Origin of the sequence: Asanoa sp. WMMD1127 (assembly GCF_029626225.1) — a bacterium.
Lineage (GTDB): Bacteria > Actinomycetota > Actinomycetes > Mycobacteriales > Micromonosporaceae > Asanoa.
The window spans coordinates 3,642,551-3,668,731 of sequence record NZ_JARUBP010000001.1; the positions used below are offsets into that span (position 1 = coordinate 3,642,551).

Sequence of the window (26,181 nt, forward strand, 5' to 3'; positions counted from 1 at the left end):
CAGCTATCCGGTCAGTGAACTTTTAACCTCGTGAGTATTGACCCGCGTGATCACGCGGGTCAACACTCCCGCCTAGGAGAACGGGGGCATGCGGCGGAGGCGGGCATGCGGATGGCGGAGCGACCCGAGGCGGGCGACGTGCTGCGCCGCGTCTCGCTCTTCGCCGATCGTCCGGTGCGCGCCACCCCGGTCGCCGGTGGACTGTCGCACCACATCTGGCGCGTCGACACCGGTGGGCGCAGCTATCTGTTGCGGGTGCTCGACCCGGCGGTTTCCGCGGCCGGCCTGGGCATCCCGCCCGAGCAGGAGATCGAGAACACCCGGCGGGCGGCCGACAGCGGTGCCGGCGCCCGGGTGATCGAGGTGCTGCCCGACGTGCCGGCGCTCGTGCTGGAGTTCCTGCCGGGCCGCACGCTGCACGCCGACGACGTGCGGGCCGACGAGGCGATCCCCAAGCTGGCGGCCGCGTGCCGGCGGCTGCACGCCGGCCCGGCCTTCGCCAACGACTTCGACATCCTGGCCAAGCGGCGCGAGCTGCTCGACATCTGCCGCCGGCACGACCTGGGAATCCCGGCCGGCTACCACGACCGACAGTCCATCGTGGACGCGATCGGCGTCGCGATCGCGCGGCAGCCGGCCCAGGTAAGACCGTGCCACAACGACCTGCTGCCCGAGAACTTCATCGACCTGGCCGGCGACGTGCGCATCGTCGACTACCAGCTGTCCGGCAACAACGACCCGGCCTTCGAGCTGGGTGACATAGCGGCCGAGGCCGACTTCGACCCCGACCGGACGGCGGCCCTCGCGACCGCCTACTACGGCACGGAGACCGTACCCGCGCTGATCGCCCGGGTCCGGCTCAACCAGGTTCTGTCCAATGTCACCTGGACGCTCTGGTTCTCCGTGCACCACGGCCTGTTGAGCGCGCGCACGTCGACCTTCGACTACGCGGGCGAAGCGGCCGACAAATGGGCCCGGGCCACCCGCGATCTCGACGCACCCGAGCTGGGACGCCTGATCGACGCCGCCGCGGGCCGCACGGCCACCCCGTTATGACCGCCTCAAGGAGGTGTTGCAGTGACGACCACGTCGCCCGAGACGGGTGAGCAGCCACTGGACGACGATGCCCAGCGGCTCGCGGAACTCGGCTACAAGCAGGAACTTCGGCGCAAGTGGAGCGGCTTCTCCAACTTCGCCATCTCGTTCTCGATCATCTCGATCCTGGCCGGCTGCTTCACCACGTTCGGCCAGGCCTGGAACAACGGCGGCCCGATCGCCATCTCCTGGGGCTGGCCGCTGATCTCGGCGTTCATCCTGATCATCGGGCTCTGCATGTCGGAGCTCGTCTCGGCGTACCCCACCGCCGGCGGCATCTACTGGTGGGCCGCGAAGATGGGCAAGCCGGTGCACGGCTGGTTCACCGGCTGGCTCAACCTGGTGGGCCTCATCGCGGTGACCGCGTCGGTCGACTACGGCTGCGCCACGTTCCTCAACCTGACGCTGTCGGCGCTGTTCGACGGGTGGGCCGGCACGCTCAACCAGGCGTTCCTCCTCTTCGTGATCATCCTGGCGCTGCACGGCATCATCAACATCTGGGGTCACGCGATCATCGACATCCTCCAGAACGTCTCGGTCTGGTGGCACGTCGCGGGCGCGGCCGCGGTGGTGCTGATCCTGGTGTTCGTGCCGGACAACCACCAGAGCTTCCAGTTCGTCTTCACCGAGCGGTTCAACAACTCCGGCTTCGGAAACGGCGACCACAACGGGTTGATGTTCTGGTTCTTCATCCTGCCGCTGGGCTTCCTGCTCACGCAGTACACGATCACCGGCTTCGACGCCTGCGCGCACGTGTCGGAGGAGACCCGCGGCGCCTCGCACGCGGCGGCCCGGGGCCTCTGGCAGTCGATCTTCTATTCGGCCATCGGCGGCTGGATCCTGCTGCTGGCGTTCCTGTTCGCCGCCACCGACGTCGACGCGATCAACGAGGCCGGCGGCTTCTCGGGCGCCATCTTCGAGACCGCGCTGACCCCGGTGTTCTTCAAGATCGTCATCATCATCTCGACGATCGGCCAGTTCTTCTGCGGCATGAGCTGCGTGACGTCCATGTCGCGGATGACCTACGCGTTCAGCCGCGACCGCGCCGTCCCCGGCTGGCGGCTCTGGTCGAAGGTCAACCGCGACGGCACCCCGGTGTACGCGATCATCGCCGGCACCGTCGCCGGCGGCGTGCTCACCCTGCCGGCCCTCTACCAGTACAACGGCATCCCGGTCGCCTTCTACGCCGTCGTTTCGGTGGCGGTGATCGGCCTCTACCTCGCGTTCCTCATCCCGATCGCGCTGCGGCTCCGGATGGGCGACCGGTTCCGCCCGGGCCCGTGGACGCTGGGCTCCCGCTACAAGGTGCTCGGCTGGATCGCGGTGATCGAGATCGCGATCATCTCGATCTACTTCATCATGCCGTTCACCCCGGCCGCGGTCCCGTTCAGCGACGACTTCACGTGGAGCGCGGTCAACTACGCGCCGCTGGCCGTCGGCGGCGTGCTGCTCGCGGTGTGGCTCTGGTGGTTGCTCTCGGCCCGCAAGTGGTTCACCGGCCCGCGCCGTACGATCGAGGAACCGGGCGTGGCCGACGCATGGAAGACGCCCTGACGCTGCGACCCACGCGGCCGGCGCGCGTCGCCGGCCGCGCGGGATTGGGGGTACGCCCAATGCCCACCGACGCCGCCCGGAAGCGGGCCCGCCGCCCGCCTCCGGCCGCGGCCGACCCGACACCCGCGGAACCCACCGCGTCCGCCGCGACGGCCAGCCGGCAGCCCCTGGCGTCGGAGGCTGAGCTGACCCCCGCGGCGGCAAGCCGCCGGCCGCGTTCGGCGGAGGCTGGGCTGACCTCCGCGGCGGCAGGCCGCCGGCCGCGCTCGGCGGAGGCTGGGCTGACAACCGCGGCGGCAGGCCGCCGGCCGCGCTCGGCGGAGGCTGGGCTGACAACCGCGGCGGCAAGCCGCCGGCCGCGCTCGGCGGAGGCTGGGCTGACAACCGCGGCGGCAAGCCGCCGGCCGCGTTCGGCGGAGGCTGGGCTGACGCCCGCGGCGCGAACGGAGGCGGGGACGGCCGAGCAGCGGTGGCGGTCGCTGGACGAGGCGATCCGGCCCGGCCGGCGGGCGGATCCGGCCGTCACCGAGGTGGCGGGCGTGCCGCTGTGGCGGCCCGTCCGCGGGGGCAACGCCTTCGAGATCACCGTTTCGCGGCTCGCGCAGGCCATCCGGCTCGGGCTCGTCGGCGAAGGTGACCGGCTGCCGCCCGAGCGGGAGCTCGCCGAGCAGCTCCAGGTCAGCCGGGTCACCCTGCGGGAGGCGATCCGGGCGCTGCGCGAGGCCGGCTTTCTCGAGTCGCGGCGCGGGCGGACCGGCGGCACCTTCGTGGTGACGCCGGGAACCGTCGAGAAGGGACGGCGGCCGACCCGGCCGAGGCACGGCGGCGCCGCCGAGCTGGCGCGGCGGATGGGCGACGCCCTGCACGACGCGCTCGACTTCCGGCGGGTGCTGGAGCCCGGGGCGGCGGGGCTGGCGGCGACCCGGACCCTCGCGGCCGTCGACCGACAGCGGCTCGTGGCCAGCCTGACCGCCTCCCGCGACCGCGACCCGGCCACCCGCCGCGTGGCCGACTCCCGGCTGCACCTGGCCATCGCGGCCGCGAGCGGGAGCCCGTCGCTGGCCGCGGCGGTGGCCGACGTGCAGCTCACGCTCGACGGTTTGCTGGCCAGCATTCCGGTCATCAAGAAGAACCTGGACCACTCCGACCTGCAACACACCCGGGTCGTCGACGCGATTCTCGCCGGGGACGCGGCCGCCGCGCGGGCGACGATGGAGGAGCACTGCGACGGGACCGCCGTGCTGCTGCGTGGCTTGCTCGGATGATTGACGCACCAATGGTTTACGAGTAGACCTTTTGCAATGGAGGCGCGAGGAATGACCCGAGAACCGGCGCTCACGCTCGAAGAGCTCGCGGTGGCCGTCGACGGCGGTGAGATAGACACCGTCGCGCTCGCGCTGACCGACATGGAGGGCCGGCTGCAGGGCAAGCGGCTGCACGGCCGGTTCTTCCTCGACGAGGTCACCGAGGGCGGCGCGGAGGGCTGCAACTACCTGCTGGCCGTCGACGTCGACATGAACACCGTCGACGGCTACGCGATGTCGAGCTGGGAGCGCGGCTACGGCGACTTCGCGATGGTGCCCGACCTGTCCACCCTCCGCCGCGTACCCTGGCAGCCCGGCACCGCCCTGCTCCTCGCCGACCTGGCCTGGCTCGACGGCTCCGGAGACGTGAGCGCCAGCCCGCGGCAGATCCTGCGCCGCCAGCTCGACCGCCTCGCCGAGCACGGGCTGTCGGCCTTCGCCGGCACCGAGCTCGAGTTCGTCCTCTACCGGGACTCCTACGAGGACGCCTGGCAGCGCGGCTACCGCGAGCTGCACCCGGCCAACCTCTACAACGTCGACTACTCGCTGCTCGGCACCGCGCGGGTCGAGCCGCTGCTGCGCCGCATCCGCAACGAGATGGCCGGCGCCGGACTGGTGCCGGAGAGCGCCAAGGGCGAGTGCAACCTCGGCCAGCACGAGATCGCCTTCCGCTACGCCGACGCGCTCACCTGCGCCGACCACCACGTCATCTACAAGAACGGGGCCAAGGAGATCGCCGCCCAGGAAGGCATGTCGATCACCTTCATGGCCAAGCCCAACGAGCGGGAGGGCAACTCCTGCCACATCCACTTCTCGTTGCGCGACAGCGACGACCGCTCGGCGATGCTCGGCGACGGGCCGGCCCACCTGTCGAAGACGGGCCAGCACGCGCTGGCCGGCCTGCTGGCGACGATGCGCGAGTTCAGCGTGTTGTTCGCACCCAACATCAACTCCTACAAGCGCTACCAGCCCGGCTCGTTCGCGCCGACCGCGCTGCGGTGGGGCAGCGACAACCGCACCTGCGCGCTGCGGGTGGTCGGCCACGGCCAGGGCATGCGGGTGGAGAACCGGGTGCCGGGCGCCGACGTCAACCCCTACCTCGCGATCGCCGCGCTGGTCGCGGGCACGATCCACGGCATCGAGCACGAGCTGCCCCTGGAGGCGGAGTTCACCGGCAACGCGTACGGCGACGACTCGTCCCCCCGCGTCCCCAGCACGCTGCGGGAGGCGGCCGCCCTGTGGGAGGAGTCGGAGATCGCGCGCGCGGCGTTCGGCGCCGACGTGGTCGACCACTACGCCAACCGGGCCCGGGTCGAGCTGGCCGCCTTCGACGCGGCGGTCACCGACTGGGAGCTGTTCCGCGGCTTCGAGCGGCTGTGAGGGAGCACCATGACCGAGCTGGTCAACCCGGCCACCGGGCTGCCGATCGAGACCGTGCCGGCGAGCAGTCCGGCCGACACCGACGCCGCCATCGAGCGTGCCGCCACGGCGTTTCCCGCGTGGCGGGCGCTGGCGCCCGGTGATCGCGCCCGGCTGCTGCGCCGGTTCGCCGCCGCCGTGGACGCCCACCTCGAGGAGCTCGCCGAGCTGGAGGTGCGCAACTCCGGCCACACGATCGGCAACGCGCGCTGGGAGGCCGGCAACGTCCGCGACGTGCTCGACTACTACGCGGGCGCGCCGGAACGGTTGATGGGCCGGCAGATACCGGTCGCCGGCGGTCTCGACGTGACGTTCCACGAGCCGCTCGGTGTCGTCGGCGTGATCGTGCCGTGGAACTTCCCGATGCCGATCGCCGGCTGGGGTTTCGCGCCCGCGCTGGCCGCCGGCAACACCGTGGTGCTCAAGCCGGCCGAGGTCACGCCGCTGACCGCGCTGCGCCTCGCGGAGCTGGCCCTCGAGGCCGGGTTGCCGGAGGGAGTGTTCACGGTCATCCCGGGCCGCGGCTCGGTGGTGGGGGAGCGGTTCGTCACCCACCCGGCCGTCCGCAAGGTCTGCTTCACCGGCTCCACCGAGGTCGGGAAGGGGATCATGCGGGGCTGTGCCGAGCAGGTCAAGCGGGTGACGCTGGAGCTGGGCGGCAAGAGCGCCAACATCGTCTTCGCCGACGCCGAGCTGGAGCGAGCGGCCGCGGGGGCGCCGGGTGCCGTGTTCGACAACGCCGGCCAGGACTGTTGCGCGCGCTCGCGGATCCTGGTGGAGCGCTCGGCGTACGACCGGTTCCTCGAACTGCTCGAGCCTGCGGTCAAGGCGTTCCGGGTGGAGGATCCGGCGCTGGAGACCGCCGAGATGGGTCCGCTGATCACCGCCGGCCAGCGGGCCTCGGTGGCGTCCTATGTGGATGACAGCGCTCGGGTGGCGTTCACCGGCACCGCCCCGGAAGGACCCGGTTTCTGGTACGCGCCCACGGTCCTGCTCGCCGACTCGGTCGACGACCGGCACTGGCGCGAGGAGATCTTCGGCCCGGTCGTCTCGGTGCTGCCGTTCGACGACGAGGCCGACGCGATCCGGCTGGCCAACGACACCGAGTACGGCCTGTCCGGCTCGATCTGGACCCGCGACGCCGGCCGGGCGATCCGGGTGGCCCGCGGCGTCGACACCGGCAACCTGTCGGTCAACTCCAACTCGTCGGTCCGCTACTGGACACCGTTCGGCGGCATGAAGCAGTCCGGACTCGGCCGTGAGCTGGGCCCCGACGCGCTGCTCTCGTTCACCGACGTCAAGAACGTCTTCCTCGCCACAGACTGACTCGCCACAGATTGAGAGGCTCGATGAACAGGCTCCAGGACCGGGTTGCCGTGATCACCGGCGCCGGCAGCGGGATCGGCCTGGCCACCGCCCGCCGGTTCGCCGCCGAGGGCGCCAAGGTGATCTGTGTGGACGTCGGCGCCGAGGCCGGCAAGGCGGCGGCCGACGAGGTCGGCGGGGAGTTCGTGTTCTGTGACGTGGCCGACGAGGACAGCGTCCGCGACCTGTTCGACGGCGTCGCCGAGCGGCACGGCCGGGTCGACGTCGCCTTCAACAACGCGGGCATCTCGCCGCCCGACGACGACTCCATTCTGGAAACCGGACTCGACGCCTGGGAACGGGTCATCCGGGTCAATACCACCAGCGTCTATCTGTGCTGCAAGTACGCGATCCCGCAGATGCGCCGCCAGGGCAAGGGTTCGATCATCAACACCGCGTCGTTCGTGGCGCTGATGGGCGCGGCAACCTCGCAGATCGCCTATACCGCGAGCAAGGGCGGAGTCCTCGCGATGACCCGTGAGCTGGGCGTCCAGTTCGCCCGGGAGGGCATCCGGGTCAACGCGCTGTGCCCCGGACCGATCGCCACGCCGCTGCTGCTGGAGCTGTTCGCCAAGGACCCGGAGCGGGCCGCGCGGCGCTTGGTGCACGTGCCGATGGGCCGGTTCGGCCAGCCGGACGAGATCGCGGCCGCGGTGGCCTTCCTGGCCAGCGACGACGCCTCGTTCATGACGGCGGCGCAATTTGTCGTCGACGGCGGAATTACGGGGGCATACGTCACACCCCTGTAGCGATCGTTTGGCGATCCGTTTGCCGGGTAGCAATGTTATCGGGGAGGAGGTTCTCAGCAACCGTGCGACCGATCGTCGGAATTACATCCTATGTAGAACCCGCTTCCTGGGGTGTGTGGCTCGACCAGGACGCGGCACTGATCAAAAAGGCCTACGTCGACGCGGTGACCGCCGCGGGCGGCCGGGCGGTGATATTGCCCCCCGATGACACCGACGCCGACGTGTTGCGCGCCCTCGACGCCTTGATCATCGCCGGCGGGGCGGACCTCGGACCTGATCTCTACGGCGAGGCGCCCGGCCCCCTCACCGACAGCCGACCCGACCGCGACCGCGGCGAGTCCGTGCTGCTCGCGGCCGCCCTGCGGACCGACCTGCCGGTCCTGGGCATCTGCCGCGGCATGCAGCTGCTCGCCGTGACCTGCGGCGGCCGGCTGCACCAGCACCTGCCCGACGTGGTCGGCTCCGACAAGCACCGCCCGGCCCCCGGCGTCTACGGCTTCCACGGCATCACGCTGGAGCCCGGCTCGCTGGCCGCCGAGGTCGCCGGCGACGGCCCCGAGGGTGACGGTCGCGTGGAGGTCAACACCTACCACCACCAGGGCGTGGCGGACCCGGGCACGCTGACGGTCACCGCCCGCGCCGACGACGGCGTCATCGAAGCGCTCGAGGACCCGGCCAAGCCGTACGTCCTGGGCGTCCAGTGGCACCCCGAAGAGTCCGGCGAACGCCGCATCTTCGAGTCGCTGATCGACGCCGCTCGCGGCTAAAGGTCTGGGCGCCGCGGGTTTCCCACCGCGGGCCTGGCTCGACGCGCCAGCGAGTTTGTCCGGCGGGAGCGACGGTCCGGACCACCGCGGGCCCGGGACCGCCCGGTTATTGGTTTTGAATCCCGCCTTTTCCGCTAGGGTGAGCTGATGTCCCGGCCCGTGATCGGCCTGACCACCTACGCCGAAGAGGCGAGGTTCGGGCTCAACGACACGTTCGCCGCCGTGCTGCCGTTGGCCTACGTGCAGGCGGTGCACACCAGCGGCGGGCGCGCGGTGCTCATCACCCCTGACGCTCCCGACGTCGACGCGCTGGACGGGCTCGACGGCATCGTGTTCACCGGGGGCTCCGATGTCGACCCGGCGCTCTACGGCGAGCAGGCGCACCCCACGACCGTGGTCAAGTCCGAGCGCGACGCCGCCGAGCTGCTGCTGCTGCGCGCCGCGTTGGCCGCCGACCTGCCCGTGCTGGCGATCTGCCGGGGGATGCAGCTGATGAGCGTCGCCTACGGCGGGCGGCTCCACCAGCACCTGCCCGAGGTGCTCGGGCACGACAACCACCGGCCCGTGTCGGGTCCGAAGTTCGGGTTCCACCGGGTCGATCTCGCGCCCGGTTCGCTGGGGCGGCAGCTGCTCGGCGAGTCGGTGGAGGTCAACTCCTTCCACCACCAGGGCGTCGCCGACGCGGGCAAGCTGACCGCGACCGGCTGGTGCCCCGAGGACAACCTGATCGAGGTCGTCGAGGACCAGGCGCTGCGGTTCGCCATCGGCGTGCAGTGGCATCCGGAGGACACGACCGACCATCGCTTGTTCGCGGCCCTGGTCGGGGCGGCTTCCAGCAGCTGAAACCGCCTCGCGTCGGGCCTGCCGGCGGTGGCAGGATCAAGGCCATGGCCAAGTTGTACGAACGGATCGACGGCCGGTTGCGGGACTTCATCGAAGCCCAGCACATGTTCTTCGTGGCGACGGCGCCGTCCGGTGACGACGGTCACGTCAATCTGTCGCCGAAGGGCATGGGCGGCACGTTCGCGGTGCTGGGCGAGCACCGGGTGGCCTATCTCGACTTCCACGGCAGCGGGGCCGAGACGCTGGCCCACCTGCGGCAGAACGGCCGCATCACGCTGATGTTCTGCGCGTTCCAGGGGCCGCCGAACATCGTTCGGTTGCACGGGCAGGGTTTCTACACGCCGATCGGCGATCCGGACTGCGCGGCGTTGGTGGCGAATTTCCCGGACGCGCCGGATCTGGGCGGTCTTCGCGGTGTGGTCACCGTGGAGGTGAGCCGGGTGAGCGATTCGTGCGGCTATGCGGTGCCGCTGATGACCTATGAGGGTGACCGGGACGTGCTGTTGCAGTGGGCGTCACGGAAGGACGACGTGGCGTTGGCTGACTACCGCCGGAAGAAGAACGCGACCAGCATCGACGGGCTGCCGGCCTTCGACGTCGACGCGCCCGCCCCGGGCCGGCCGGCTACGGCCGCCTAGCCCGCGCTGCCCGGCGGCCGTCGAGCTCAGGCGGCGGAGACGCCGATCGCCGTCCCGATGCCATAGGTCGCCGCGGCCGCCAGCGCGCCCAGCGCCAGCTGTCGCAGCCCGCTGCCCCACCACGACCGCTTCGTGAACCGTGCCACCAGGGCCCCGGCCAGGAACAACCCGAACCCGCCGACCCCCAGCGCCACCCAAAGGTTGGACAAACCGAGCAAATAGGGTAGCAACGGAACGACGGCCCCGACCGAGAAGAAGACGAACGACAGGATCGCCGCCGTCCACGGGCTCGGGTGGTCCTCCGCGTCGACGCCCATCTCCTCCTGGACGTGCACCCGCAGCGCCTCCCGCGGGTTCTGTCGCAGGGCGTGCGCGACCTGCGTCGCCAGCTCGCGCGGCAATCCCCGCTGGACCCAGGCCTCGGCGAGCTCGTTGGCCTCGCCGACCGGGTTGCGTTCGAGCTCGCGGCGCTCCTTGGCCACCTCGGCCCGCACCTGCTCGTTCTGGCTGCGCACGCTCGTGTACTCGCCCAGCCCCATCGAGATCGCCCCCGCGACCAGGCCGGCCACGCCGGTCAGCACCAGGGTGCGCGAGCCCACCCCGCCACCGCCGACGCCGGCGATCAGGGCGATGTTGGTGACCAGGCCGTCCATGGCGCCGAACACCGCGGGGCGCAGTCGGCCCCCGGATACGTCGGCGTGATGGTGCGGTGGCGGCAGTTCCGGTTCGGTCACGGAAGGGTCAGGATCTCGTGGCCGTCCTCGGTCACGACGATCGTGTGCTCGAACTGCGCCGTCCACTTGCGGTCCTTCGTCACGACGGTCCAGCCGTCGCTCCACATGTCGTAGTCGTGGGTGCCCAATGTGATCATCGGCTCGATGGTGAAGGTCATGCCGGGTTCCATCAGATCGGTCGGCCGGGGGCTGTCGTAGTGCGGCACGTAGAGCCCGCTGTGGAACGACTCCCCGATGCCGTGCCCGGTGAAGTCCCGGACGACGCCGTACCCGAATCGTTTCGCGTAGGACTCGATCACCCGACCGATCACGTTGATCTGGCGGCCCGGAGCGACCGCCTTGATCCCGCGCATCATCGCCTCGTGGGTGCGCTCGACCAGCAGCCGGTTCTCCTCGGCGACGTCCCCGACCAGGAACGTCGCGTCGGTGTCGCCGTGCACCCCACCGATGAACGCCGTCACGTCGACGTTGACGATGTCGCCGTCCTCCAGCACGGTCGTGTCCGGGATGCCGTGACAGATGACCTCGTTGAGGCTGGTGCAACACGACTTGGGGAAGCCCTTGTAGCCCAGCGTCGACGGGTAGGCCCCGTTGTCGACCAGGAACTCGTGCACCACCTTGTCGATCTCGTCGGTGGTCACGCCCGGCTTGCAGTGCTCCCCGGCCAGCTGGGTGGCCTGCGCCGCCAGCCGCCCGGCGACCCGCATCTTCTCGACCGTCTCCGGCGTCTGCACGTGGGAGCCGCGCCAGGGGGTGGGGCCCTTCTTTCCGACGTATTCCGGTCGAGGGATCGAGGACGGCACCTGACGCAGCGGCGAGATCTTCCCGGGAGTCAGCGGAGCACGGTCGGCCATGCTTCACACACTAGCGACGCCGAGGGGTTGCTTGCCGGGGCCAGAGGGGTGTGCCAAGGTTGGTGCCGTGGATCAAGAGGAGACCGTCTTCTCCGCCACCAGCGAGGGTGATGCCGACCACCGCCGGGTGGTCGTGACCGGTGAGGTCGACATGGCAACCGCCGACCAGATGTTCCAGGCGGCGACCCGTGACTCCGCCGACAAGGTCACCCTCGACCTCCGCGCGGTCACCTTCTTCGACTCGGCGGCCATCCAGGCGCTCGTGCGCCTCACCGACCGCATCCCGCACCTCGAGGTCATCCCGTCCCGCCGGGTACGCCGCGTCCTCGACATCGCCGGCCTCGGCGACCAGAGCTGGCTGTCTCCCGAATAGGCCAAGATCAAGATCGGGCGGTCCCGGGTCCGCCGTGGGCACGACCGTCGCTCCCGCCGGGGATCGCTCCGCTGGCGCTCCGCTTGCCAGGTCCGCCCCCGGTCGCCGCCAAGGCGGCGCCACCACCGCCCCAGCGCCACCTCCGCCGGCCGCCGCCGGCTTTGAGAGAGGCGGCGGGCGCGGCACCGCCTCGGCGCCGGCTTCGCCAGCCGCGAGGCTGCGACAGGGCGCCGGGTCAGCGCCGGCTTTGCCGGCCGGGAGGCTGCGACAGGTCGCCGGGTGGGCCAAGGTCAGCGCCGGCTTTGCCGGCCGGGAGGCTGCGACAGGTCGCCGGGTGGGCCAAGGTCAGCGCCGGCTTCGCCAGCCGGAGGCTGCGACAGGGCGCCGGGTGGGCCAAGGTCAGCGCCGGCTTCGCCAGCCGGAGGCTGCGACAGGGCGCCGGGTGGGCCAAGGTCAGCGCCGGCTTCGCCAGCCGGAGGCTGCGACAGGGCGCCGGGTGGGCCAAGGTCAGCGCCGGCTTGCCGGCTACCGCCGGCTTCGCCGGCCGGGGTGAGCGGTCAGCGGTCGAAGAGGTCGCTGACTGTGCCGTCGACGGGGCGGCCGCGGTCGGCCAGGTCCTGGGCCTGGTCGCGGAGGATCACGCCCAGCTCGGCCAGGTCGGCGCCGGCCACGCCCGTGCGGTGGACCGCGTCCGCGCTGTTGCGGAAGTAGGTCCGGGTGAGCAGGCCGATCACCGTGGCCGCGGCCAGGCGGACCTCGGCCAGCACGACCAGGGCCGCGTCGCTCTCGTAGAAGGCCGCCAACCGGGTCGCCCGGGCGTGCGCCGACGCGCCCCGGCACCAGGCCTCGCGGGCCAGGGCGGTGAACTCGGCGGTGCGCGCCTCGGCGAGCCGGCCCAGGTGGACGTCGCGCAGCTGGTCCAGCCAGGCGTCCGGGTCGTGGATCGGCTTGGTGGTCACGTAGCGGTCCGCGGCCAGCGGCCACGAGGTGGTCAGGGTGCGGGCGTGCCGCAGGTATTCCTCCGCCCCCACCACGCCGAGATCGACGAGCACCCCGTCGACGCGGCGGGTGACCGGGCGGGGGCCGGCGCCGGGCCGGTAGGTGACCACGACCAGGTCCACGTCGCTGGTGTCGTGGTCGTCGCCGTGCGCGAGCGAGCCGTGCACCCCGATCGCCAGGATGTCGGCGGGATAGCGGCGGCGGGCCGCGTCAGCGACCAGCTCGGCCACGACCCAGCGCGGGTTCGCCAGGTACGGGTTCGGCTCGTCGGGCACGGCCGTCATTGTGTCGTCTCAGGTCGGGCCGATCCACTGCGATGTCATGCGGCCATGGTGGGCGCGCTCCCGGCGGGGCGCTCGTGGATGCCGCGGCGATGGCACGATGCCGGGACGTTCAGACCCGGTCCAGCCGGAAGACGTGGATGGTGCGGTGCCCCGCCCGCCGTTCGTAGGCGGCGTACCCCGGCCAGACCGCCAGCAGCCGCGCCCACGCCGCGGCCCGCTCGGCGCCGTCGAGCAGCCGAGCCCGCACGGGCACCGCAGCACCGCCGACGGTCAGCGTCGCGGCCGGCTCGGCGAGCAGGTTGAGCGCCCAGGCGGGCTGCGAACGCCGCCCCCAGTTGGAACCGACCACCAGGAAACCGTCGCCGTCGGGCAGGCAGAGCAGCGGGTTGTCGCGCGCGAGCCCGGTGCGCCGCCCGCGGGTGGTCAGCAGCGCCGACGGGATCAGGCCGAGGGCCACCACGCGGCCGCGGGTGAGCCGGCTGACGATCCGATCCAGGGGTACGAGCACCGGACCCACCCGGTAGAGGAACCGGGTGGGTCCGAGCCGGCGGGCTGTCGCCCGAAAGAGTGACATCGGCACAGTCTGCGGCTCCGGGCCGCGGTGCGGGATCCCTCAGTCGGCCCGGCGCTCGATCGGCAACCGGGCGCGGGTGAGCAGTCCCGTGCCGAGCATCGCGATCACCGGGATCGACACCAGCAGGAGCAGGACGACACCCGGCACCGCGAAGGGGTACGCGACCTCGCGCGGCCAGTTGTCGGCGAACTGCCGGTTGAACGCGGCCAGGATGGCCCAGCCCGTCCCCAAGCCGGCCGCGGTGCCGAGCAGCGAGCCGAGCCCGGCGATCACCCCGGCCTGGCTGAGCGTGAGCACCCGCCGGACGCTGGGCGCGGCGCCGATCGCCGCCAGGGTCGACAGGTCGGCCCGGCCGTCGGCGGCGGCCAGCCCGGTGGCCACGAACGTGGCCCCGAGCGCGACGATGATCGCGGCCGCGGCCAGGATCAGCGCCTCCGTCGGTACGCCCGAGGGCGGCCCGGTCTCGACCGTCGCGTACCCCTTGCCGGGCAGTTCGGCGACCGACGCCGCCAGCTTGTCCTGCGCCGCCTGGTCGGGCACCTGGCCGGTGGCGATCACGAAGCCCTCCGGCACCGTGTCGAGCGAGAGCGCCGCCACCGCCGCCGGCGACAGGTAGGTGCGCTGCAGCCCGTTCGTCGGCACGCCGTTGGCGATCTCGACGCCGGTGCGCAGCGCGTAGCCGGGCACCACCGCGGTGCGGAGCACCTTCTCGCCGCTGCCGTCGCCGGCGTCGCCCTTGACCTCGAGTGTGACGTTGCCGTTCTGGACGAGACGCGGGTCGCTGACCACGGCGCCGCCCGCCGCGAGCACCCGGGTCGCCGCCCGCACGTCGTCGTCCGCCGGCTTGGACAGCGCGCCGAGGTTGCCGCCGTCGCCGACCACCGTGGTGAATGGCATGTTGCCGTAGAGGAAGGCGGGCTGCTGGCAGCGCGGGTCGGCCAGGGCCTGCCGGGCCTGGTCCGGCGACAGGGGGCCGGTGTTGTTGGTGAACGGGCAGGCCAGCTCGGTGGGCATCTTCGGGCTGACGTAGCAGTAGGTCGCCTCGCCGTCGACCTTGGGGCAGCCGATCGTGTCGACCTGGCGCACCCCGGTCACCGCGAGGCTGCCGGCCGCGGCGGCGGTGACCCGCTCCACCGTGGGCAGGCCGGCGTCGGGCTCCATGAGCTGCACGGCGGCGTACCCCAGGGGCAGGCCGGTCCGGTAGGTGTCGGCCTGCCGGTCGGCGTCGCTGGACAGGAACACGCCGATGGCGACGCAGCCGGCCACGGCGGCCATCACCGCGGAGATGGCCGGCGCCGCGGCGGCCCGGTTGCGGGCGGTGTCGCGCAGCGCGATCCGCGGCCCGAGCGGCAGCGACCGGCCGAGCTTGGCGATCAGCCCGACCAGGGCCGGGGTGATCAGCACGAGCCCGAGCTCGCCGACGACCAGGCCGCCGAGGATCGCCTCGGCCCGCGCGGTCGCCGCGCCGGCCACCGCGACCAGTCCACCGAGGACCGCGAGCAGGACGCCCAGCACCACCCAGCGGCGGCGGGAGCGCAGCGCGCCGCGCCGGCCGGTCAGGGCCGCGACCACGTCCTGCCGGGCGGCTGCGACCGCCGGGGCGAGCGCGGCGAGGATGCCGGTGACCAGGGCGAGCGCGGCGATCAGGACGAGCGCCAGCGGATAGACCCGGTAGCCGCCGGCCCGCTCGTTGGCCAGGTAGACCTCGACCAGCGGCCGGGCGATCAGCGCGCCGGCGATGCCGAGGCCGATGCCGAGCACCGCGCCGGCCACGCCGAGCACGATGCCGTCGGCCAGCACGATCCGCCGCAGGTGGGCCGGGGTGCCGCCGTTGGCGGAGACCAGCGCCAGCTCGCGCCGCCGGCGCCGGGCGCCGATCGCGAACGCCGGACCGGCCAGCAGCACGACCTCGAAGAGGCCGAGCCCGCCGACCACGGCGGCCACCTTGAGCCCGCCGTCGATGCCGCCGGAGTTGCTCGGGAGCACGCCCTCGGGGTCGGCCGGCGGGTCCAGGATGACGCTGCGGGACTTGACGGCCATGCCGTGGGCGTTCAGCGCCCGCACCTCGGACCACGTCACCGGGGCCGGGGTGCCGACCAGCCAGTTGGCGGCCTCGTCGGGGGCCGGCAGGCGGACCATCAGCTCACCGAGGTTGCCCGGCGCCTCGACCAGGCCGACGACGGTGTAGGTCTCCGTGCGGCTGGCGTCCTGCACGGTGCCGCCGACGTGGGCGCCGAGCCGGTCCAGGCCCCGGCGGCTGAGCGCCACTTCGGACGCGTTGGCCGGTGCCCGGCCCTCGCGCACCTCGACCAGGCCCTTCGCCAGCGGGCTGGCCGCGTCGATGCCGAGCACCTCGAGGCCGCCGATGCCGGTCGCCGTGCGCATCTCGATCCACGCCTGGGTGGTCCGCAGCGCCGTGCTGCCGGCGGGCAGCTGGGCCAGCACGTCCTTTTCGGTGGGGAGGAACGGCTCACCGCTGCCGCCCGGGTTCTGCTGGCCGCTGTCCCAGTTCTCACCGTCGAGGCTCTGCCGGACCGGGGCCTTGTCGTACCAGACCAGCTGCGCGTCGGCCGACCCGATCTGCCGGTCGATCCGCTCGGCCGGCCGCAGGTCGAACATGTCGTAGGTGACCGCGGCGAAAGCCAGCCCGAACACCGGCAGGGTGATCAGCACGAGCACCATCGCCGTGCGCCCCTTCGCCCGCCGCGCCTCGCGCAACGCGATGCGCAGGGACGTCTGCCATGCGCTCATGCATCCACCCCGAGGAGCTGTTCGGGCTCGCCGACCGGGCTGGTGGTGTCGACGACGACGCCGTCGCGCAGGAAGACCACCCGGTCGGCCCACGCCGCGTGCCGGGCCTCGTGGGTGACCAGCACACCGGCGGCGCCCGCGTCGACCCGGCTGCGCAGGAGCCGCAGCACGGCCTCGCCGGTCTGCGAGTCGAGCGCGCCGGTCGGCTCGTCGGCGAGCACGAGGCGGCGGTCGCCGACCAGCGCGCGGGCGATCGCGACCCGCTGCTGCTGGCCGCCGGACATCTCGTCGGGGAAGCGCGGCGCCAGGTCGGCCAGGCCCACCTCGTCGAGCGCCGTCGCGGCCAGCTTGCGGGCCCTGCGTACGGCCATGCCGTCGAGCTCGAGCGGCAGCGCCACGTTTTCGACCGCGGTGAGGCTGGCCAGCAGGTTGAGGTCCTGGAAGACGTAGCCGACGTGCCGGCGGCGCAGGCGGGCCAGCTGCTTGCGGTTGAGCGTGCCGAGCACCTCGCCCTCGACGACGACCTCGCCCTGGCTCGGCGAGTCGAGCCCGCCGGCCAGGTTGAGCAGGGTCGACTTGCCGGAGCCGGAGGGGCCCATGACGGCCACGAGCTCACCGGCCGCGACGCCGAGGTCGACGCCGCGCAGGGCGTGCACAGCGGTGTCGCCGGTCCCGTGGGTGCGGTGGACACCGCGCAGTTCGAGGATCACAGGTGGGCCTCCGTACGCTCGTCGGCCTCTTCGCCGGCGCCGGTGGCGCTCGGTGCCGGGGGTTGGTAGCGGACCAGGCTGGCTTCGCAGTGGTCGAGCCAGCGCACCTCGGCCTCGGCCTGGAAGACCATCGCGTCGAGGATCAGCCGCCAGGACAGGTCGCCGGGCTGGTCGGAGCGCTGCTTGAGCCGGGTCAGCTCCTGCAGGGTCTGGATGGTGGCGGTGCGCTGCGTCTGCACCACCGTGCGCACGTCGACGCCGGGGGTGGTGATCGCGAGGGCCAGCTTGATCGCCAGCTCGTCGCGGGGGCGGTCGGTGCGGCTGATCGGGGTGGCGAACCAGACGTTGATCTCGGCCCGACCCAGGTCGGTCAGCTCGTACGGCCGCTGCCCCCCGTCGTTCTCCGGCAGCGGGCGCACCAGACCGTCCCGCTCGAGGCGGGACAGGGTCGTGTAGACCTGCCCGATGTTGAGCGGCCAGGTGGCGCCGGTGGACTCCTCGAAGGCGGCGCGCAGCTGGTAGCCGTACATGGGGCCGCGCTCGAGCAGCGCGAGCAGGCCGTGTCTGATGGACATGGCTACTGAGTATGCATACGGAGTATGCGGCTGGCAACTCCGACTAAGCGGGCGCTTTCCCCGGGAAGGGGACGGTGATCGGGTCGACCTTGGCGAAGCGGCGCCAGCGGGTGGCCCGCACGGCGCAGCCGGTGAGCGCGTCGAGGGCCTGCCGGCGCTGCGTGTCGACGGTGGCGCCGAGGGCCGCCCGCCAGACGGCCGCCGTCTTCTCCTCGACGGCGATCGCCACCCGCAGCGCCGCGGCCCGGTCGACGATCGGCTCCGGCAGCGTGTAGGCGGCCGCGGCCGGCGGCAGCCCCGTGCCGTGCAGCGCCACCACCAGCGCGTCGCGCAGCGTGCGGTGGGCGGCCTCGGCGGCGCGGGCGGCGGACTGCTCCGCCCCGGTCAACCGCACCCCGATCGGCCCGTACGCGAAGATGGCCGCGTATTCCGCCGACAGCGCGGCGGTCAGCTCACCCGTCACTTGAGCGCCTCCAGGTGGGTGGCCCGGGCGGCGGCGATCGAGCCGACCAGCACCGCGCGGTGGGCGGGAGTGCGCAGGCAGGCCTGCACCGCCGCGTCGTAGGCGGTCTTCTCGGCCGCCCGGAGCGCCTCGATCCGGTCCTCGACAGCCCCACCGGCGCTGGCGCTCGCGGCCGGGCTCGGCGCCGGGGTGGCCATGATCCGGGCGAGCTCACGGGCGTGGGCGTCGTGCGCGTCGGCGATCGGGGTCAGCACCCCGGCCCGGTCGGGGAAGTCGGTCGCGGCCGAGCGGTAGAGCGTGGCCAGCCGGACCGCGTCGTCGGCCAGCGGCAGCAGCGGGTCCGGCGGTGGCGGCTCGTCCGGCTCCCGGTCGAGCAGGCCGCAGCCGCCCGCCGCGCCGGCCGCGAGGGCCGCGCCGAACGCGAGCACGGCGCGACGCCGTACTCGAATGGGGTTTTTGTCGTTTTCATCACCGCCGTGCACGTGGTCAGTCAACACCATGGGCAGCCCGGTCGGGGGGTTCGGTGCGCCGGCAGGTTCGCCCGCGCCGCAGCGCGTTAGGCTCTGCGCAGCCACCGGACGCGGGTCCGGTGGCTCGACGGCATGGCGTGACGGCACGGACGTGGAGGGGTGACGATGGCACAGCGGAGCCGAGCGGCCGGCGGACGGCCCGCGCCCGGGCCCCGCCCGGCGGCGCCCCGAGGCGACCTGGCCGCGCGCCGGGCCCGCCTCCGCACCGTGGTCGAGCCGGTCGTCCAGGACGCGGGCTACGACCTGGAGGACCTCACCATCTCCCGGGCCGGCCGGCGGTTCGTGGTGCGGGTGGTGGTCGACCGCGACGGCGGCCTCGACCTCGACGCCGTCGCCGACGTGTCCCGCGCGGTCTCGGCCGCGCTCGACGCCGTCGAGGAGAGCGGTGACGAGCTCGTGGCCGGCGAATACCAGCTCGAGGTCAGCTCGCCGGGCGTCGACCGGCCGCTGACCCTGCCGCGCCACTGGCGGCGCAACATCGGCCGGCTGGTCAAGGTCGGCCCGATCACCGGTCGGGTGGTCGGCGTGGACGACGCGGGTGTCATGTTGGACGTGGCGGGCGAGCGCACGGCGATCGCCCACGACGAGCTGGGCCCCGGCCGGGTGCAGGTCGAGTTCAGCCGGGCCGACGAGGTCGCCGACGACGAGCTCGCGGAGTTCGCCGACGAGGACGACGAGGACGACGAGGACGACGAGGACGGAGTGGAGGACGAGGAGCGATGAACATCGACCTCGCGGCGCTGCGCGCACTGGAGCGCGAGCGGGAGATCCCGTTCGAGACGATCCTCGCGGCGATCGAGACCGCGCTGTTGACCGCCTACCGGCACACCGAGGGCGCCGAGCCGCACGCCCGGGTGGAGATCGACCGCAAGACCGGCGGCGCGCTGGTCTACGCCCAGGAGCTCGACGAGGGGGGCTCGGTCGTCCGGGAGTGGGACGACACCCCTCACGACTTCGGGCGAATCGCCGCGATGACCGCCAAACAGGTCATCCTGCAGCGGCTCCGCGAGGCCACCGACGAGGTGCACTTCGGGGAATATGTGGGCCGCGACGGTGACCTGGTCACCGGCGTGATCCAGGCGCACGAGGCGCGCACCGAGAAGGGCATCGTCACGGTCGACCTGGGCAAGCTGGAAGCCGTGCTGCCGCAGTCGGAGCAGGTCCCCGGCGAGGTCTACGGGCACGGCCAGCGGATCCGCTGCGTGGTCGTCCACGTGGCCAAGGGCTTCCGCGGCCCCCAGATCACCCTTTCGCGGTCCCACCCCAACCTGGTCAAGAAGCTCTTCGCGCTCGAGGTGCCGGAGATCGCCGACGGCAGCGTCGAGATTGCCGCGATCGCCCGCGAGGCCGGCCACCGCTCCAAGATCGCCGTACGCGCGGCCGTGCCGGGTGTCAACGCCAAGGGCGCCTGCATCGGGCCGATGGGCCAGCGGGTCCGCGCGGTGATGAGCGAGCTGCACGGTGAGAAGATCGACATCATCGACTGGTCGGACGACCCGGCCCAGTTCGTCGGCAACGCGCTCTCGCCGGCCAAGGCCCTGCGGGTCGAGGTGGTCGACGCCGCGACCCGCACCGCCCGGGTGACCGTTCCGGACTACCAGCTGTCGCTGGCGATCGGCCGGGAAGGGCAGAACGCCCGCCTGGCGGCCCGGCTCACCGGCTGGCGGATCGACATCCGGTCCGACAGCGAGCCGGCCGCCGAGGAGCGGGGTGTGGATCACGCAACTGAGCCGGGCGGAGCGCCCGCAGGGGCTTAGGGGTAGACTTGGTGACGGCTCGACGTGCGCGGCCGGTGCGCACCTGTGTGGGTTGCCGGCAACGTGCGCCAGCCGACGAGCTACTGCGGTTCGTCGCGGTCGGCGACGGAGATCATTACCGACTACGACCCGATCCGACTCGCAGACTGCCGGGGAGGGGCGCGCATATGCACCCCGATCCGGCTTGTCTCGCGCTAGCGTGCAAACGCCATGCCTTCGGGCGGGCGCTACGTAAAGTTGGTGTCGCTGACACCGGCGAGCTGGCCGAGCACATTCACGCGTCAACCATCACGCCCGATCATCCGACCGGGCGGGTGTCGCAGCAGCAGGGTAGGACGACCGACATGAGCACACGATGAAGTCCCAGAAATGACCAGGCTTCAAGTGCACGAGTGAGGTCGCTGCGGGTGCTGCCCGCACGGCCTCGGAGTGAGGAGTGCAGTGGCAGGCAAGGCCCGCGTACACGAGCTAGCCAAAGAGCTCGGGGTCGACAGCAAGACCGTTCTCGCCAAACTCAAGGAGATGGGCGAGTTCGTGAAGTCCGCGTCGAGCACGGTGGAGGCGCCCGTCGCCCGCCGGTTGCGCGGCGCGTTCGTCGAGGGCTCCCAGGCCCCGGCGCCGTCCGCGCCGCCCGCGGCCGGCAACGGCCGTCCGGCGCCCAGTGAGCCGAGGATCTCGGCCAAACCAACACCGCCCCGCCGGCCGACGGCCCCGCCGGCGCGGCCCAAGGGCCCGATTCCGGGCCCGCCGCCCACGCCGGTCGCCAAGCCGGCGAGCGCGCACGACATCGAGGTGGCGGCCGCCGAGCAGCGCGCCGCGCAGCTCAAGGCGGAGCAGGAAGCCACGGTCAAGGCCGCGCAGGAGGCCCGTGCCCAGGAGCGCGAGCAGGTCCGGCGTGAGCCCCCGACCGACGGCGGCGCGCCCGCCCGGCCCCGTCCGGGTCCGGGCAGTGTCCCGCCGCGGCCCGGTTCGCCGGCCAGCCGACCCAACCCCGGCCCCACGCCGGGCGGCGGTCCGCGGCCCGGCCCCAACCGTCCGCCGGCGCGCAGCGGTGGCAACAACCCGTTCGGCATCACCCCCGGTGGTGGCGGTGGCACGCGCCAGGGCAACGCGCCCGGCGGCGGTCCGCGGCCCAACCCGGCGTCGATGCCGCCCCGGCCGAGCCCGGCGTCGATGCCGCCGCGGCCCAGCCCGGCGTCCATGCCGACGCAGCGTCCCGGTCGTCCGGGTGGCGGCGCCGGTCGTCCCGGCGGTCCCGGCGGTGGCGCCGGTCGTCCCGGTGGCGGCGGCGGTGGCTTCCGCGGCGGTCCCGGTGGCGGCGGCGGTGGCGGTGGTTACCGCGGCGGTCCCGGTGGCGGCGGCGGTGGCGGTGGTTACCGCGGCGGTCCCGGTGGCGGCGGCGGTGGCGGTGGCTACCGCGGCGGTCCCGGTGGCGGCGGCGGTCCGGCCGGCGCCGGTGCGCCCGGTCGTCCCGGTGGTGGCGGTCGTGGTCGCGGCGGTGGCGCCGCGGGCGCCTTCGGGCGTCCGGGTGGCAAGCCGACCCGCGGTCGCAAGTCGAAGAAGCAGCGGCGTCAAGAGTTCGACAACCTGTCCGCGCCGACGATGAGCTCGGGCGCCCCGCGGGGCAACGGGCAGATCGTCCGGCTGTCGCGCGGCGCGTCGCTCTCCGACTTCGCTGACAAGATCGACGCCAACCCGGGCTCGCTGGTCCAGGAGATGTTCAACCTGGGCGAGATGGTGACGGCGACGCAGTCGTGCTCCGACGACACGTTGCTGCTGCTCGGCGAGCACCTCGGCTTCGACGTGCAGATCGTCAGCCCCGAGGACGAGGACCGCGAGCTGCTGGCCCAGTTCAACATCGACCTCGACGCCGAGGTCGCCGACGACCGGCTGGTCAGCCGTCCGCCGGTGGTGACCGTCATGGGCCACGTCGACCACGGTAAGACGAAGCTGCTCGACGCGATCCGCAAGGCGAACGTCGTCGAGGGCGAGGCCGGTGGCATCACCCAGCACATCGGCGCCTACCAGGTGCACGTCGAGCACGAGGGCGACGAGCGTGCGGTCACCTTCATCGACACCCCGGGCCACGAGGCGTTCACCGCCATGCGTGCCCGTGGTGCCCAGGTGACCGACATCGTGATCCTCGTGGTCGCGGCGGACGACGGCGTGATGCCGCAGACCATCGAGGCGCTCAACCACGCCAAGGCGGCCGACGTGCCGATCGTGGTCGCGGTCAACAAGATCGACAAGCCGGAGGCGAACCCCGACAAGGTCCGCCAGCAGCTCACCGAATATGGGCTGGTGGCCGAGGAATACGGCGGCGACACCATGTTCGTCAACGTCGCGGCCAAGCCGGGCATCGGCATCGAGGAGCTGCTCGAGGCCGTCATCCTGACCGCCGACGCGTCGCTGGAGCTGACCGCTCCGATCGACGGGCCGGCCCAGGGTGTCGCGATCGAGGCCCACCTCGACAAGGGCCGCGGTGCGGTGGCGACGGTGCTGGTCCAGAAGGGCACGCTCCGCGCCGGCGACTCCATCGTGGCCGGTGGGGCGCACGGTCGCGTCCGGGCGATGCTCGACGAGAACGGCAAGCCGGTCAACGAGGCGGGTCCGGCGCGTCCGGTCCTGGTCCTCGGCCTGACGGCCGTGCCGGGCGCCGGCGACACGTTCCTGGCGGCCGAGGACGACCGCACGGTGCGCCAGATCGCCGAGCAGCGGCAGGCCCGGCGGCGGGCGGCGAGCTTCGCCAACTCCCGCGGCCGCGCCACGCTCGAGACGATCATGGAGCAGCTCAAGGAGGGCGAGAAGACCTCGCTCAACCTGGTGCTCAAGGGCGACGTCTCGGGTTCCGTCGAGGCTCTCGAGGACGCGCTGTTCAAGCTCGACATTCCGGAAGAGGTCCAACTGCGGATCATCCACCGGGGCGTCGGCGCGATCACCGAAAGCGACGTCATGCTGGCGAGCGCCTCGACCGAGGCGGTCACGATCATCGGCTTCAACGTGCGGGCCTCCAACAAGGTCCGCGAGACGGCCGACCGCGAGGGCGTGGAGATTCGGTACTACACCGTCATCTACCAGGCCATCGAGGAGATCGACGCCGCGCTCAAGGGCCTGCTCAAGCCGGAGTTCGAAGAGGTCGAGCTCGGCTCGGCGGAGGTCCGCGAGGTCTTCCGTTCGTCCAAGGTCGGCAACATCGCCGGTTGTATCGTGCGGTCCGGTCTCCTTCGCCGGAACGCCAAGGCGCGCCTGCTCCGCGACGGCGCGGTCGTGGCCGACAGCGTCACGATCAGCTCGCTCAAGCGGTTCAAGGACGACGCGACCGAGGTGCGCGAGGGCTTCGAGTGTGGTCTGACCCTGGCTGGTTACAACAACATCCAGGTCGGCGACGTCATCGAGACCTTCGAGATGCGCGAGAAGCCGCGCTGATCAGCGGCTGACCGACGGGGCGGGTGGCTGCGGCCGCCCGCCCCGTTTAGGCTGTGCGCCGATGTTCACCGGAACCGCTGTCTTCGACGTCCTGCTGCCGGGCGACTCCCGCTCGCTCAAGGCCAAGCGCTCCTACGTCCGGCCGATCGTCGCCGCCCTGCGGCGCTTCGAGGTGTCGGCCGCCGAGGTGGGCGCGCTCGACCTGCACGGGCGGGCCGAGATCGGGGTCGCGGTGGTCGGCCCCGACGCCGGTCACGTCGACCGGGTGCTCGACTCCTGCGAGCGTCTCGTGGCCGGCCGCCCGGAGATCGAGTTGCTGTCCGCGAAGCGCCGCTTGCACGGTGAAGATGACTGACGGTAGTGGGCTGTCGTGCCCGGGTGACGGGCCACCGGCGGTCCGATCGCCGGGGTGCGACGCGGGTAGTGTCTGAGCGTAGGCAGGACGGCGGAGGTGACGAGATGACGGACCCGGCCAAGGTGCGCCGGCACGCCGAGCGCGTGCGGGAACTGGTCGCTTCGGTGGTGCGCACCCAGATCAAGGACCCTCGGCTCGGCATGATCACGATCACCGACGCCCGGATCACCGCCGACCTGCGCGACGCGACCATCTACTACACGGTGCTCGGCGACGCGGCGGCCCAGTCGGGCACCGCGGCCGCCCTCGACAGCGCCAAGGGCCTGCTGCGCAGCACGGTGGGCAAGGCGCTCGGGCTGCGCCACTCGCCGACCCTGACGTTCATCCACGACGACGTGCAGGACCAGGCCAAGCACATCGACGACCTCCTCGAGCGGGCCCGCACGGCCGACGCCGAGGTTCAGCGGCTGGCCGCCGGCGCCACCTACGCGGGCGACGCGCAGCCCTACAAGCTCGACGACGACGATGACGAGGACGACGACGAGGTCGCCAACGACGCCCCGATGGAGGACCGCCGGTGACCGACCTCTCGGCCACGGCGGTGGCCGCCGGCGCACCCACGCGACCGGGTGACGCCGACTGGGCCGCCGCCGTCGCGGCGGTGCGCGCCCTGCGCCCCACCGACAAGGTGCTGCTCATCTGCCACGTCAACCCCGACGGTGACGCGCTGGGCAGCATGCTGGCCTTCGGTCTCGGCCTGCGCCGCCTCGGCGTCGCCAACCTCCAGGCCACCTTCCCCGGCCCGCCGGACGTCCCCGAGCCGTTCCTGGCCCTGCCCGGGCTCGACCTGCTCGTGCCGGAGGCGGCCGCGGAGCCGGCGCCCGACCTGGTGCTCTGCTTCGACGCCGCCAGCGCGTCCCGGCTCGGCGGCCTGGTCGACCGCCTCGCCACCGGGGGCACGGCCGTCGTCCTCGACCACCACGCCTCCAATCCCGGCTTCGGCACCGTCAACATCGTCGACCCCGAGGCCGCCGCCACCGCGGTGGTCGCCGACGAGCTGCTGCGCCGGCTCGACGTGCCGCTCGACGCCGAGATCGCCGAGTGCCTCTACGTCGCGCTGGCCACCGACACCGGATCGTTCCGCTTCGCGATGACCACGCCGTCCGTGCACGAGATGGCCGCCCGCCTGCTGGCCACCGGCATCAGCCCGGGCGACATCTCCCGCCGCGTCTTCGACACCCGCCCGTTCGGCGCGGTCCGGCTCTACGGCGACGTGCTGGGCCGGGCGACGCTGGAGCCCGCCGCGGCCGGCGGCCGGGGTCTGGTGTGGACCTACGCGACCCTCGACGACCTGGCCCGCCACCAGCAGAAGCCTTACGTGCTGGAGCCGCTGATCGACTCGGTGCGGTGCGCGGCCGAGGCCGACGTCAGCCTGGTGGTCAAGCAGGTCGCTCCGGCCGAGTGGGCCGTGTCGATGCGCAGCAAGGGCGGCGTCGACGTGAGCCGGGTGGCGGTCGCCCTCGGCGGTGGCGGCCACAAGCTGGCCGCGGGATTCACCGGCCGCGGCACCGTCGACGACGTCATCGAGGCCATCCGCGCTCAGCTGGGGTAGTTTCTGTCGCCCGGGGCGGCCACAATCGTCAGATGGAGGAGTCGGGCACGGAGCTGGCGGCCGAGGCTCCTCGCGGTTGGGACCGCGCGGTGGTCACGCTGCCGGTGCTCGGGTTCCTCTCGTTGATCGGCGGTCAGCTGCCGTCCTACACGACCCGGGCCAACGTCTACACGATCTGCCTGGGCGGGGCGATGCTCTGGCTCGGCGTCTCCGGCCGGGCACGCCGGCCGCTGCCACCGCCGCTGGGCCGGGGCACCAGTTGGTGGCTGGTGCCGATCGGGATCTTCGGCGTCTTCGAGGGCAGCACCTTCCTGCTCGGCTCGACGCCCGACTTCCCGACGTTCTCGCGGCTGGCCGACCCGTTGCTCAAGGACGAGCTCATCCGCTCGGCGGGCTACTTCGCCTGGCTGACCAGCTTCTGGGCGCTGGTGCGGCGATGAGCGGGGCGGC

At 72.7% G+C, this 26,181-nt stretch carries 27 protein-coding genes; 18 read left to right on the forward strand and 9 right to left on the reverse strand.

The window, feature by feature from the left end:
* Nucleotides 1-105: 105 nt before the first annotated feature.
* From O7635_RS17355 to O7635_RS17395, 9 genes are all read left to right on the forward strand, one after another.
* Nucleotides 106-1,056, forward strand: a complete 951-nt coding sequence (locus tag O7635_RS17355; RefSeq protein WP_278081470.1) for a choline/ethanolamine kinase family protein — start codon at nt 106-108, stop codon at nt 1,054-1,056.
* Between the two features lie 21 nt (nt 1,057-1,077).
* Entirely contained in the window at nt 1,078-2,649 is a 1,572-nt protein-coding gene (locus O7635_RS17360) for an amino acid permease (protein WP_278081471.1), read from the forward strand.
* Nucleotides 2,650-3,188: 539 nt separating this feature from the next.
* Entirely contained in the window at nt 3,189-3,914 is a 726-nt protein-coding gene (locus O7635_RS17365; RefSeq protein WP_278081472.1) for an FCD domain-containing protein, read from the forward strand.
* 51 nt (nt 3,915-3,965) lie between these two features.
* On the forward strand, nt 3,966-5,333 hold the full coding sequence (locus O7635_RS17370) for a glutamine synthetase family protein (RefSeq protein ID WP_278081473.1): 1,368 nt from the start codon (nt 3,966-3,968) through the stop codon (nt 5,331-5,333).
* 9 nt (nt 5,334-5,342) lie between these two features.
* A complete protein-coding gene (locus O7635_RS17375) occupies nt 5,343-6,698 on the forward strand; it encodes an aldehyde dehydrogenase family protein (RefSeq protein ID WP_278081474.1) in 1,356 nt (451 codons plus the stop codon).
* Nucleotides 6,699-6,721: 23 nt separating this feature from the next.
* On the forward strand, nt 6,722-7,486 hold the full coding sequence (locus O7635_RS17380; RefSeq protein ID WP_278081475.1) for a 3-oxoacyl-ACP reductase: 765 nt from the start codon (nt 6,722-6,724) through the stop codon (nt 7,484-7,486).
* 62 nt (nt 7,487-7,548) lie between these two features.
* Nucleotides 7,549-8,253 (forward strand): gamma-glutamyl-gamma-aminobutyrate hydrolase family protein, encoded by a 705-nt coding sequence (locus O7635_RS17385; protein WP_278081476.1) that lies wholly within the window; start codon nt 7,549-7,551, stop codon nt 8,251-8,253.
* A 147-nt stretch (nt 8,254-8,400) separates the two neighbouring features.
* A complete protein-coding gene (locus O7635_RS17390) occupies nt 8,401-9,096 on the forward strand; it encodes a gamma-glutamyl-gamma-aminobutyrate hydrolase family protein (RefSeq protein ID WP_278081477.1) in 696 nt (231 codons plus the stop codon).
* A 44-nt stretch (nt 9,097-9,140) separates the two neighbouring features.
* On the forward strand, nt 9,141-9,734 hold the full coding sequence (locus O7635_RS17395; RefSeq protein ID WP_278081478.1) for a pyridoxamine 5'-phosphate oxidase family protein: 594 nt from the start codon (nt 9,141-9,143) through the stop codon (nt 9,732-9,734).
* A gap of 26 nt (nt 9,735-9,760) precedes the next feature.
* Here the strand turns inward: O7635_RS17395 and O7635_RS17400 are convergent, their stop codons facing one another.
* Both O7635_RS17400 and map read right to left on the reverse strand, forming a co-directional pair.
* A complete protein-coding gene (locus O7635_RS17400) occupies nt 9,761-10,468 on the reverse strand; it encodes a VIT1/CCC1 transporter family protein (protein WP_278081479.1) in 708 nt (235 codons plus the stop codon).
* Complete coding sequence (gene map / locus O7635_RS17405; protein WP_278081480.1) at nt 10,465-11,322, reverse strand: type I methionyl aminopeptidase; 858 nt, start codon at nt 11,320-11,322, stop codon at nt 10,465-10,467. The genes O7635_RS17400 and map overlap by 4 nt, the downstream gene beginning before the upstream one ends.
* Before the next feature lie 67 nt (nt 11,323-11,389).
* Here map and O7635_RS17410 point away from each other — a divergent pair, with 67 nt between their 5' ends.
* On the forward strand, nt 11,390-11,695 hold the full coding sequence (locus O7635_RS17410; protein WP_278081481.1) for an STAS domain-containing protein: 306 nt from the start codon (nt 11,390-11,392) through the stop codon (nt 11,693-11,695).
* A gap of 557 nt (nt 11,696-12,252) precedes the next feature.
* Here the strand turns inward: O7635_RS17410 and O7635_RS17415 are convergent.
* From O7635_RS17415 to O7635_RS17445, 7 genes are all read right to left on the reverse strand, one after another.
* Nucleotides 12,253-12,969: a nucleotidyltransferase domain-containing protein gene (locus tag O7635_RS17415; RefSeq protein WP_278081482.1), complete on the reverse strand. Its 717-nt coding sequence runs from the start codon at nt 12,967-12,969 to the stop codon at nt 12,253-12,255.
* A gap of 118 nt (nt 12,970-13,087) precedes the next feature.
* Nucleotides 13,088-13,552 carry a nitroreductase family deazaflavin-dependent oxidoreductase gene (locus O7635_RS17420; RefSeq protein WP_278081483.1) on the reverse strand — a complete coding sequence of 155 codons (465 nt, stop codon included), beginning with the start codon at nt 13,550-13,552 and terminating at the stop codon, nt 13,088-13,090.
* A 39-nt stretch (nt 13,553-13,591) separates the two neighbouring features.
* Entirely contained in the window at nt 13,592-16,303 is a 2,712-nt protein-coding gene (locus O7635_RS17425) for an FtsX-like permease family protein (RefSeq protein ID WP_278081484.1), read from the reverse strand.
* Nucleotides 16,300-17,013, reverse strand: coding sequence for an ABC transporter ATP-binding protein (locus tag O7635_RS17430; RefSeq protein ID WP_278081485.1), 714 nt, complete (start codon nt 17,011-17,013; stop codon nt 16,300-16,302). Before O7635_RS17430 ends, O7635_RS17425 begins: the two co-directional genes overlap by 4 nt.
* Nucleotides 17,010-17,588 (reverse strand): PadR family transcriptional regulator, encoded by a 579-nt coding sequence (locus tag O7635_RS17435; RefSeq protein WP_278081486.1) that lies wholly within the window; start codon nt 17,586-17,588, stop codon nt 17,010-17,012. Before O7635_RS17435 ends, O7635_RS17430 begins: the two co-directional genes overlap by 4 nt.
* 43 nt (nt 17,589-17,631) lie before the next feature.
* Nucleotides 17,632-18,051 carry a ferritin-like domain-containing protein gene (locus O7635_RS17440; RefSeq protein ID WP_278081487.1) on the reverse strand — a complete coding sequence of 140 codons (420 nt, stop codon included), beginning with the start codon at nt 18,049-18,051 and terminating at the stop codon, nt 17,632-17,634.
* Nucleotides 18,048-18,479: a hypothetical protein gene (locus tag O7635_RS17445; RefSeq protein WP_278081488.1), complete on the reverse strand. Its 432-nt coding sequence runs from the start codon at nt 18,477-18,479 to the stop codon at nt 18,048-18,050. Before O7635_RS17445 ends, O7635_RS17440 begins: the two co-directional genes overlap by 4 nt.
* A 207-nt stretch (nt 18,480-18,686) precedes the next feature.
* Here O7635_RS17445 and rimP point away from each other — a divergent pair, with 207 nt between their 5' ends.
* The 8 genes from rimP to O7635_RS17485 all read left to right on the forward strand — a co-directional run bounded on the left by rimP (nt 18,687) and on the right by O7635_RS17485 (nt 26,171).
* On the forward strand, nt 18,687-19,304 hold the full coding sequence (rimP, locus tag O7635_RS17450; protein WP_278081489.1) for a ribosome maturation factor RimP: 618 nt from the start codon (nt 18,687-18,689) through the stop codon (nt 19,302-19,304).
* A complete protein-coding gene (gene nusA, locus O7635_RS17455; RefSeq protein WP_278081490.1) occupies nt 19,301-20,338 on the forward strand; it encodes a transcription termination factor NusA in 1,038 nt (345 codons plus the stop codon). Before rimP ends, nusA begins: the two co-directional genes overlap by 4 nt.
* Before the next feature lie 11 nt (nt 20,339-20,349).
* Nucleotides 20,350-20,697, forward strand: a complete 348-nt coding sequence (locus O7635_RS17460) for a YlxR family protein (RefSeq protein WP_347405286.1) — start codon at nt 20,350-20,352, stop codon at nt 20,695-20,697.
* 82 nt (nt 20,698-20,779) lie between these two features.
* On the forward strand, nt 20,780-23,764 hold the full coding sequence (gene infB / locus O7635_RS17465; protein WP_278081491.1) for a translation initiation factor IF-2: 2,985 nt from the start codon (nt 20,780-20,782) through the stop codon (nt 23,762-23,764).
* Between the two features lie 61 nt (nt 23,765-23,825).
* Entirely contained in the window at nt 23,826-24,119 is a 294-nt protein-coding gene (locus O7635_RS17470; RefSeq protein WP_278081492.1) for a DUF503 domain-containing protein, read from the forward strand.
* A gap of 104 nt (nt 24,120-24,223) precedes the next feature.
* Nucleotides 24,224-24,700, forward strand: coding sequence for a 30S ribosome-binding factor RbfA (gene rbfA, locus O7635_RS17475; RefSeq protein ID WP_278081493.1), 477 nt, complete (start codon nt 24,224-24,226; stop codon nt 24,698-24,700).
* Nucleotides 24,697-25,731, forward strand: coding sequence for a bifunctional oligoribonuclease/PAP phosphatase NrnA (locus tag O7635_RS17480; RefSeq protein WP_278081494.1), 1,035 nt, complete (start codon nt 24,697-24,699; stop codon nt 25,729-25,731). The genes rbfA and O7635_RS17480 overlap by 4 nt, the downstream gene beginning before the upstream one ends.
* 32 nt (nt 25,732-25,763) lie before the next feature.
* The gene (locus O7635_RS17485; protein WP_278081495.1) at nt 25,764-26,171 is read left to right on the forward strand and encodes a hypothetical protein; all 408 of its coding nucleotides are present in this window, start codon (nt 25,764-25,766) and stop codon (nt 26,169-26,171) included.
* Nucleotides 26,172-26,181: the final 10 nt, after the last annotated feature.

Bases quoted from the DNA above. Each gene is read 5' to 3' on its own strand.
- O7635_RS17485 (WP_278081495.1), top strand. From the start codon at position 25,764: ATGGAGGAGTCGGGCACGGAGCTGGCGGCCGAGGCTCCTCGCGGTTGG.
- O7635_RS17420 (WP_278081483.1), bottom strand. From the start codon at position 13,552: ATGTCACTCTTTCGGGCGACAGCCCGCCGGCTCGGACCCACCCGGTTC.
- nusA (WP_278081490.1), top strand. From the start codon at position 19,301: ATGAACATCGACCTCGCGGCGCTGCGCGCACTGGAGCGCGAGCGGGAG.
- rbfA (WP_278081493.1), top strand. From the start codon at position 24,224: ATGACGGACCCGGCCAAGGTGCGCCGGCACGCCGAGCGCGTGCGGGAA.
- O7635_RS17435 (WP_278081486.1), bottom strand. From the start codon at position 17,588: ATGTCCATCAGACACGGCCTGCTCGCGCTGCTCGAGCGCGGCCCCATG.
- O7635_RS17355 (WP_278081470.1), top strand. From the start codon at position 106: ATGCGGATGGCGGAGCGACCCGAGGCGGGCGACGTGCTGCGCCGCGTC.
- rimP (WP_278081489.1), top strand. From the start codon at position 18,687: ATGGCACAGCGGAGCCGAGCGGCCGGCGGACGGCCCGCGCCCGGGCCC.
- O7635_RS17370 (WP_278081473.1), top strand. From the start codon at position 3,966: ATGACCCGAGAACCGGCGCTCACGCTCGAAGAGCTCGCGGTGGCCGTC.
- map (WP_278081480.1), bottom strand. From the start codon at position 11,322: ATGGCCGACCGTGCTCCGCTGACTCCCGGGAAGATCTCGCCGCTGCGT.
- O7635_RS17470 (WP_278081492.1), top strand. From the start codon at position 23,826: ATGTTCACCGGAACCGCTGTCTTCGACGTCCTGCTGCCGGGCGACTCC.
- O7635_RS17395 (WP_278081478.1), top strand. From the start codon at position 9,141: ATGGCCAAGTTGTACGAACGGATCGACGGCCGGTTGCGGGACTTCATC.
- O7635_RS17375 (WP_278081474.1), top strand. From the start codon at position 5,343: ATGACCGAGCTGGTCAACCCGGCCACCGGGCTGCCGATCGAGACCGTG.
- O7635_RS17380 (WP_278081475.1), top strand. From the start codon at position 6,722: ATGAACAGGCTCCAGGACCGGGTTGCCGTGATCACCGGCGCCGGCAGC.
- O7635_RS17390 (WP_278081477.1), top strand. From the start codon at position 8,401: ATGTCCCGGCCCGTGATCGGCCTGACCACCTACGCCGAAGAGGCGAGG.
- O7635_RS17425 (WP_278081484.1), bottom strand. From the start codon at position 16,303: ATGAGCGCATGGCAGACGTCCCTGCGCATCGCGTTGCGCGAGGCGCGG.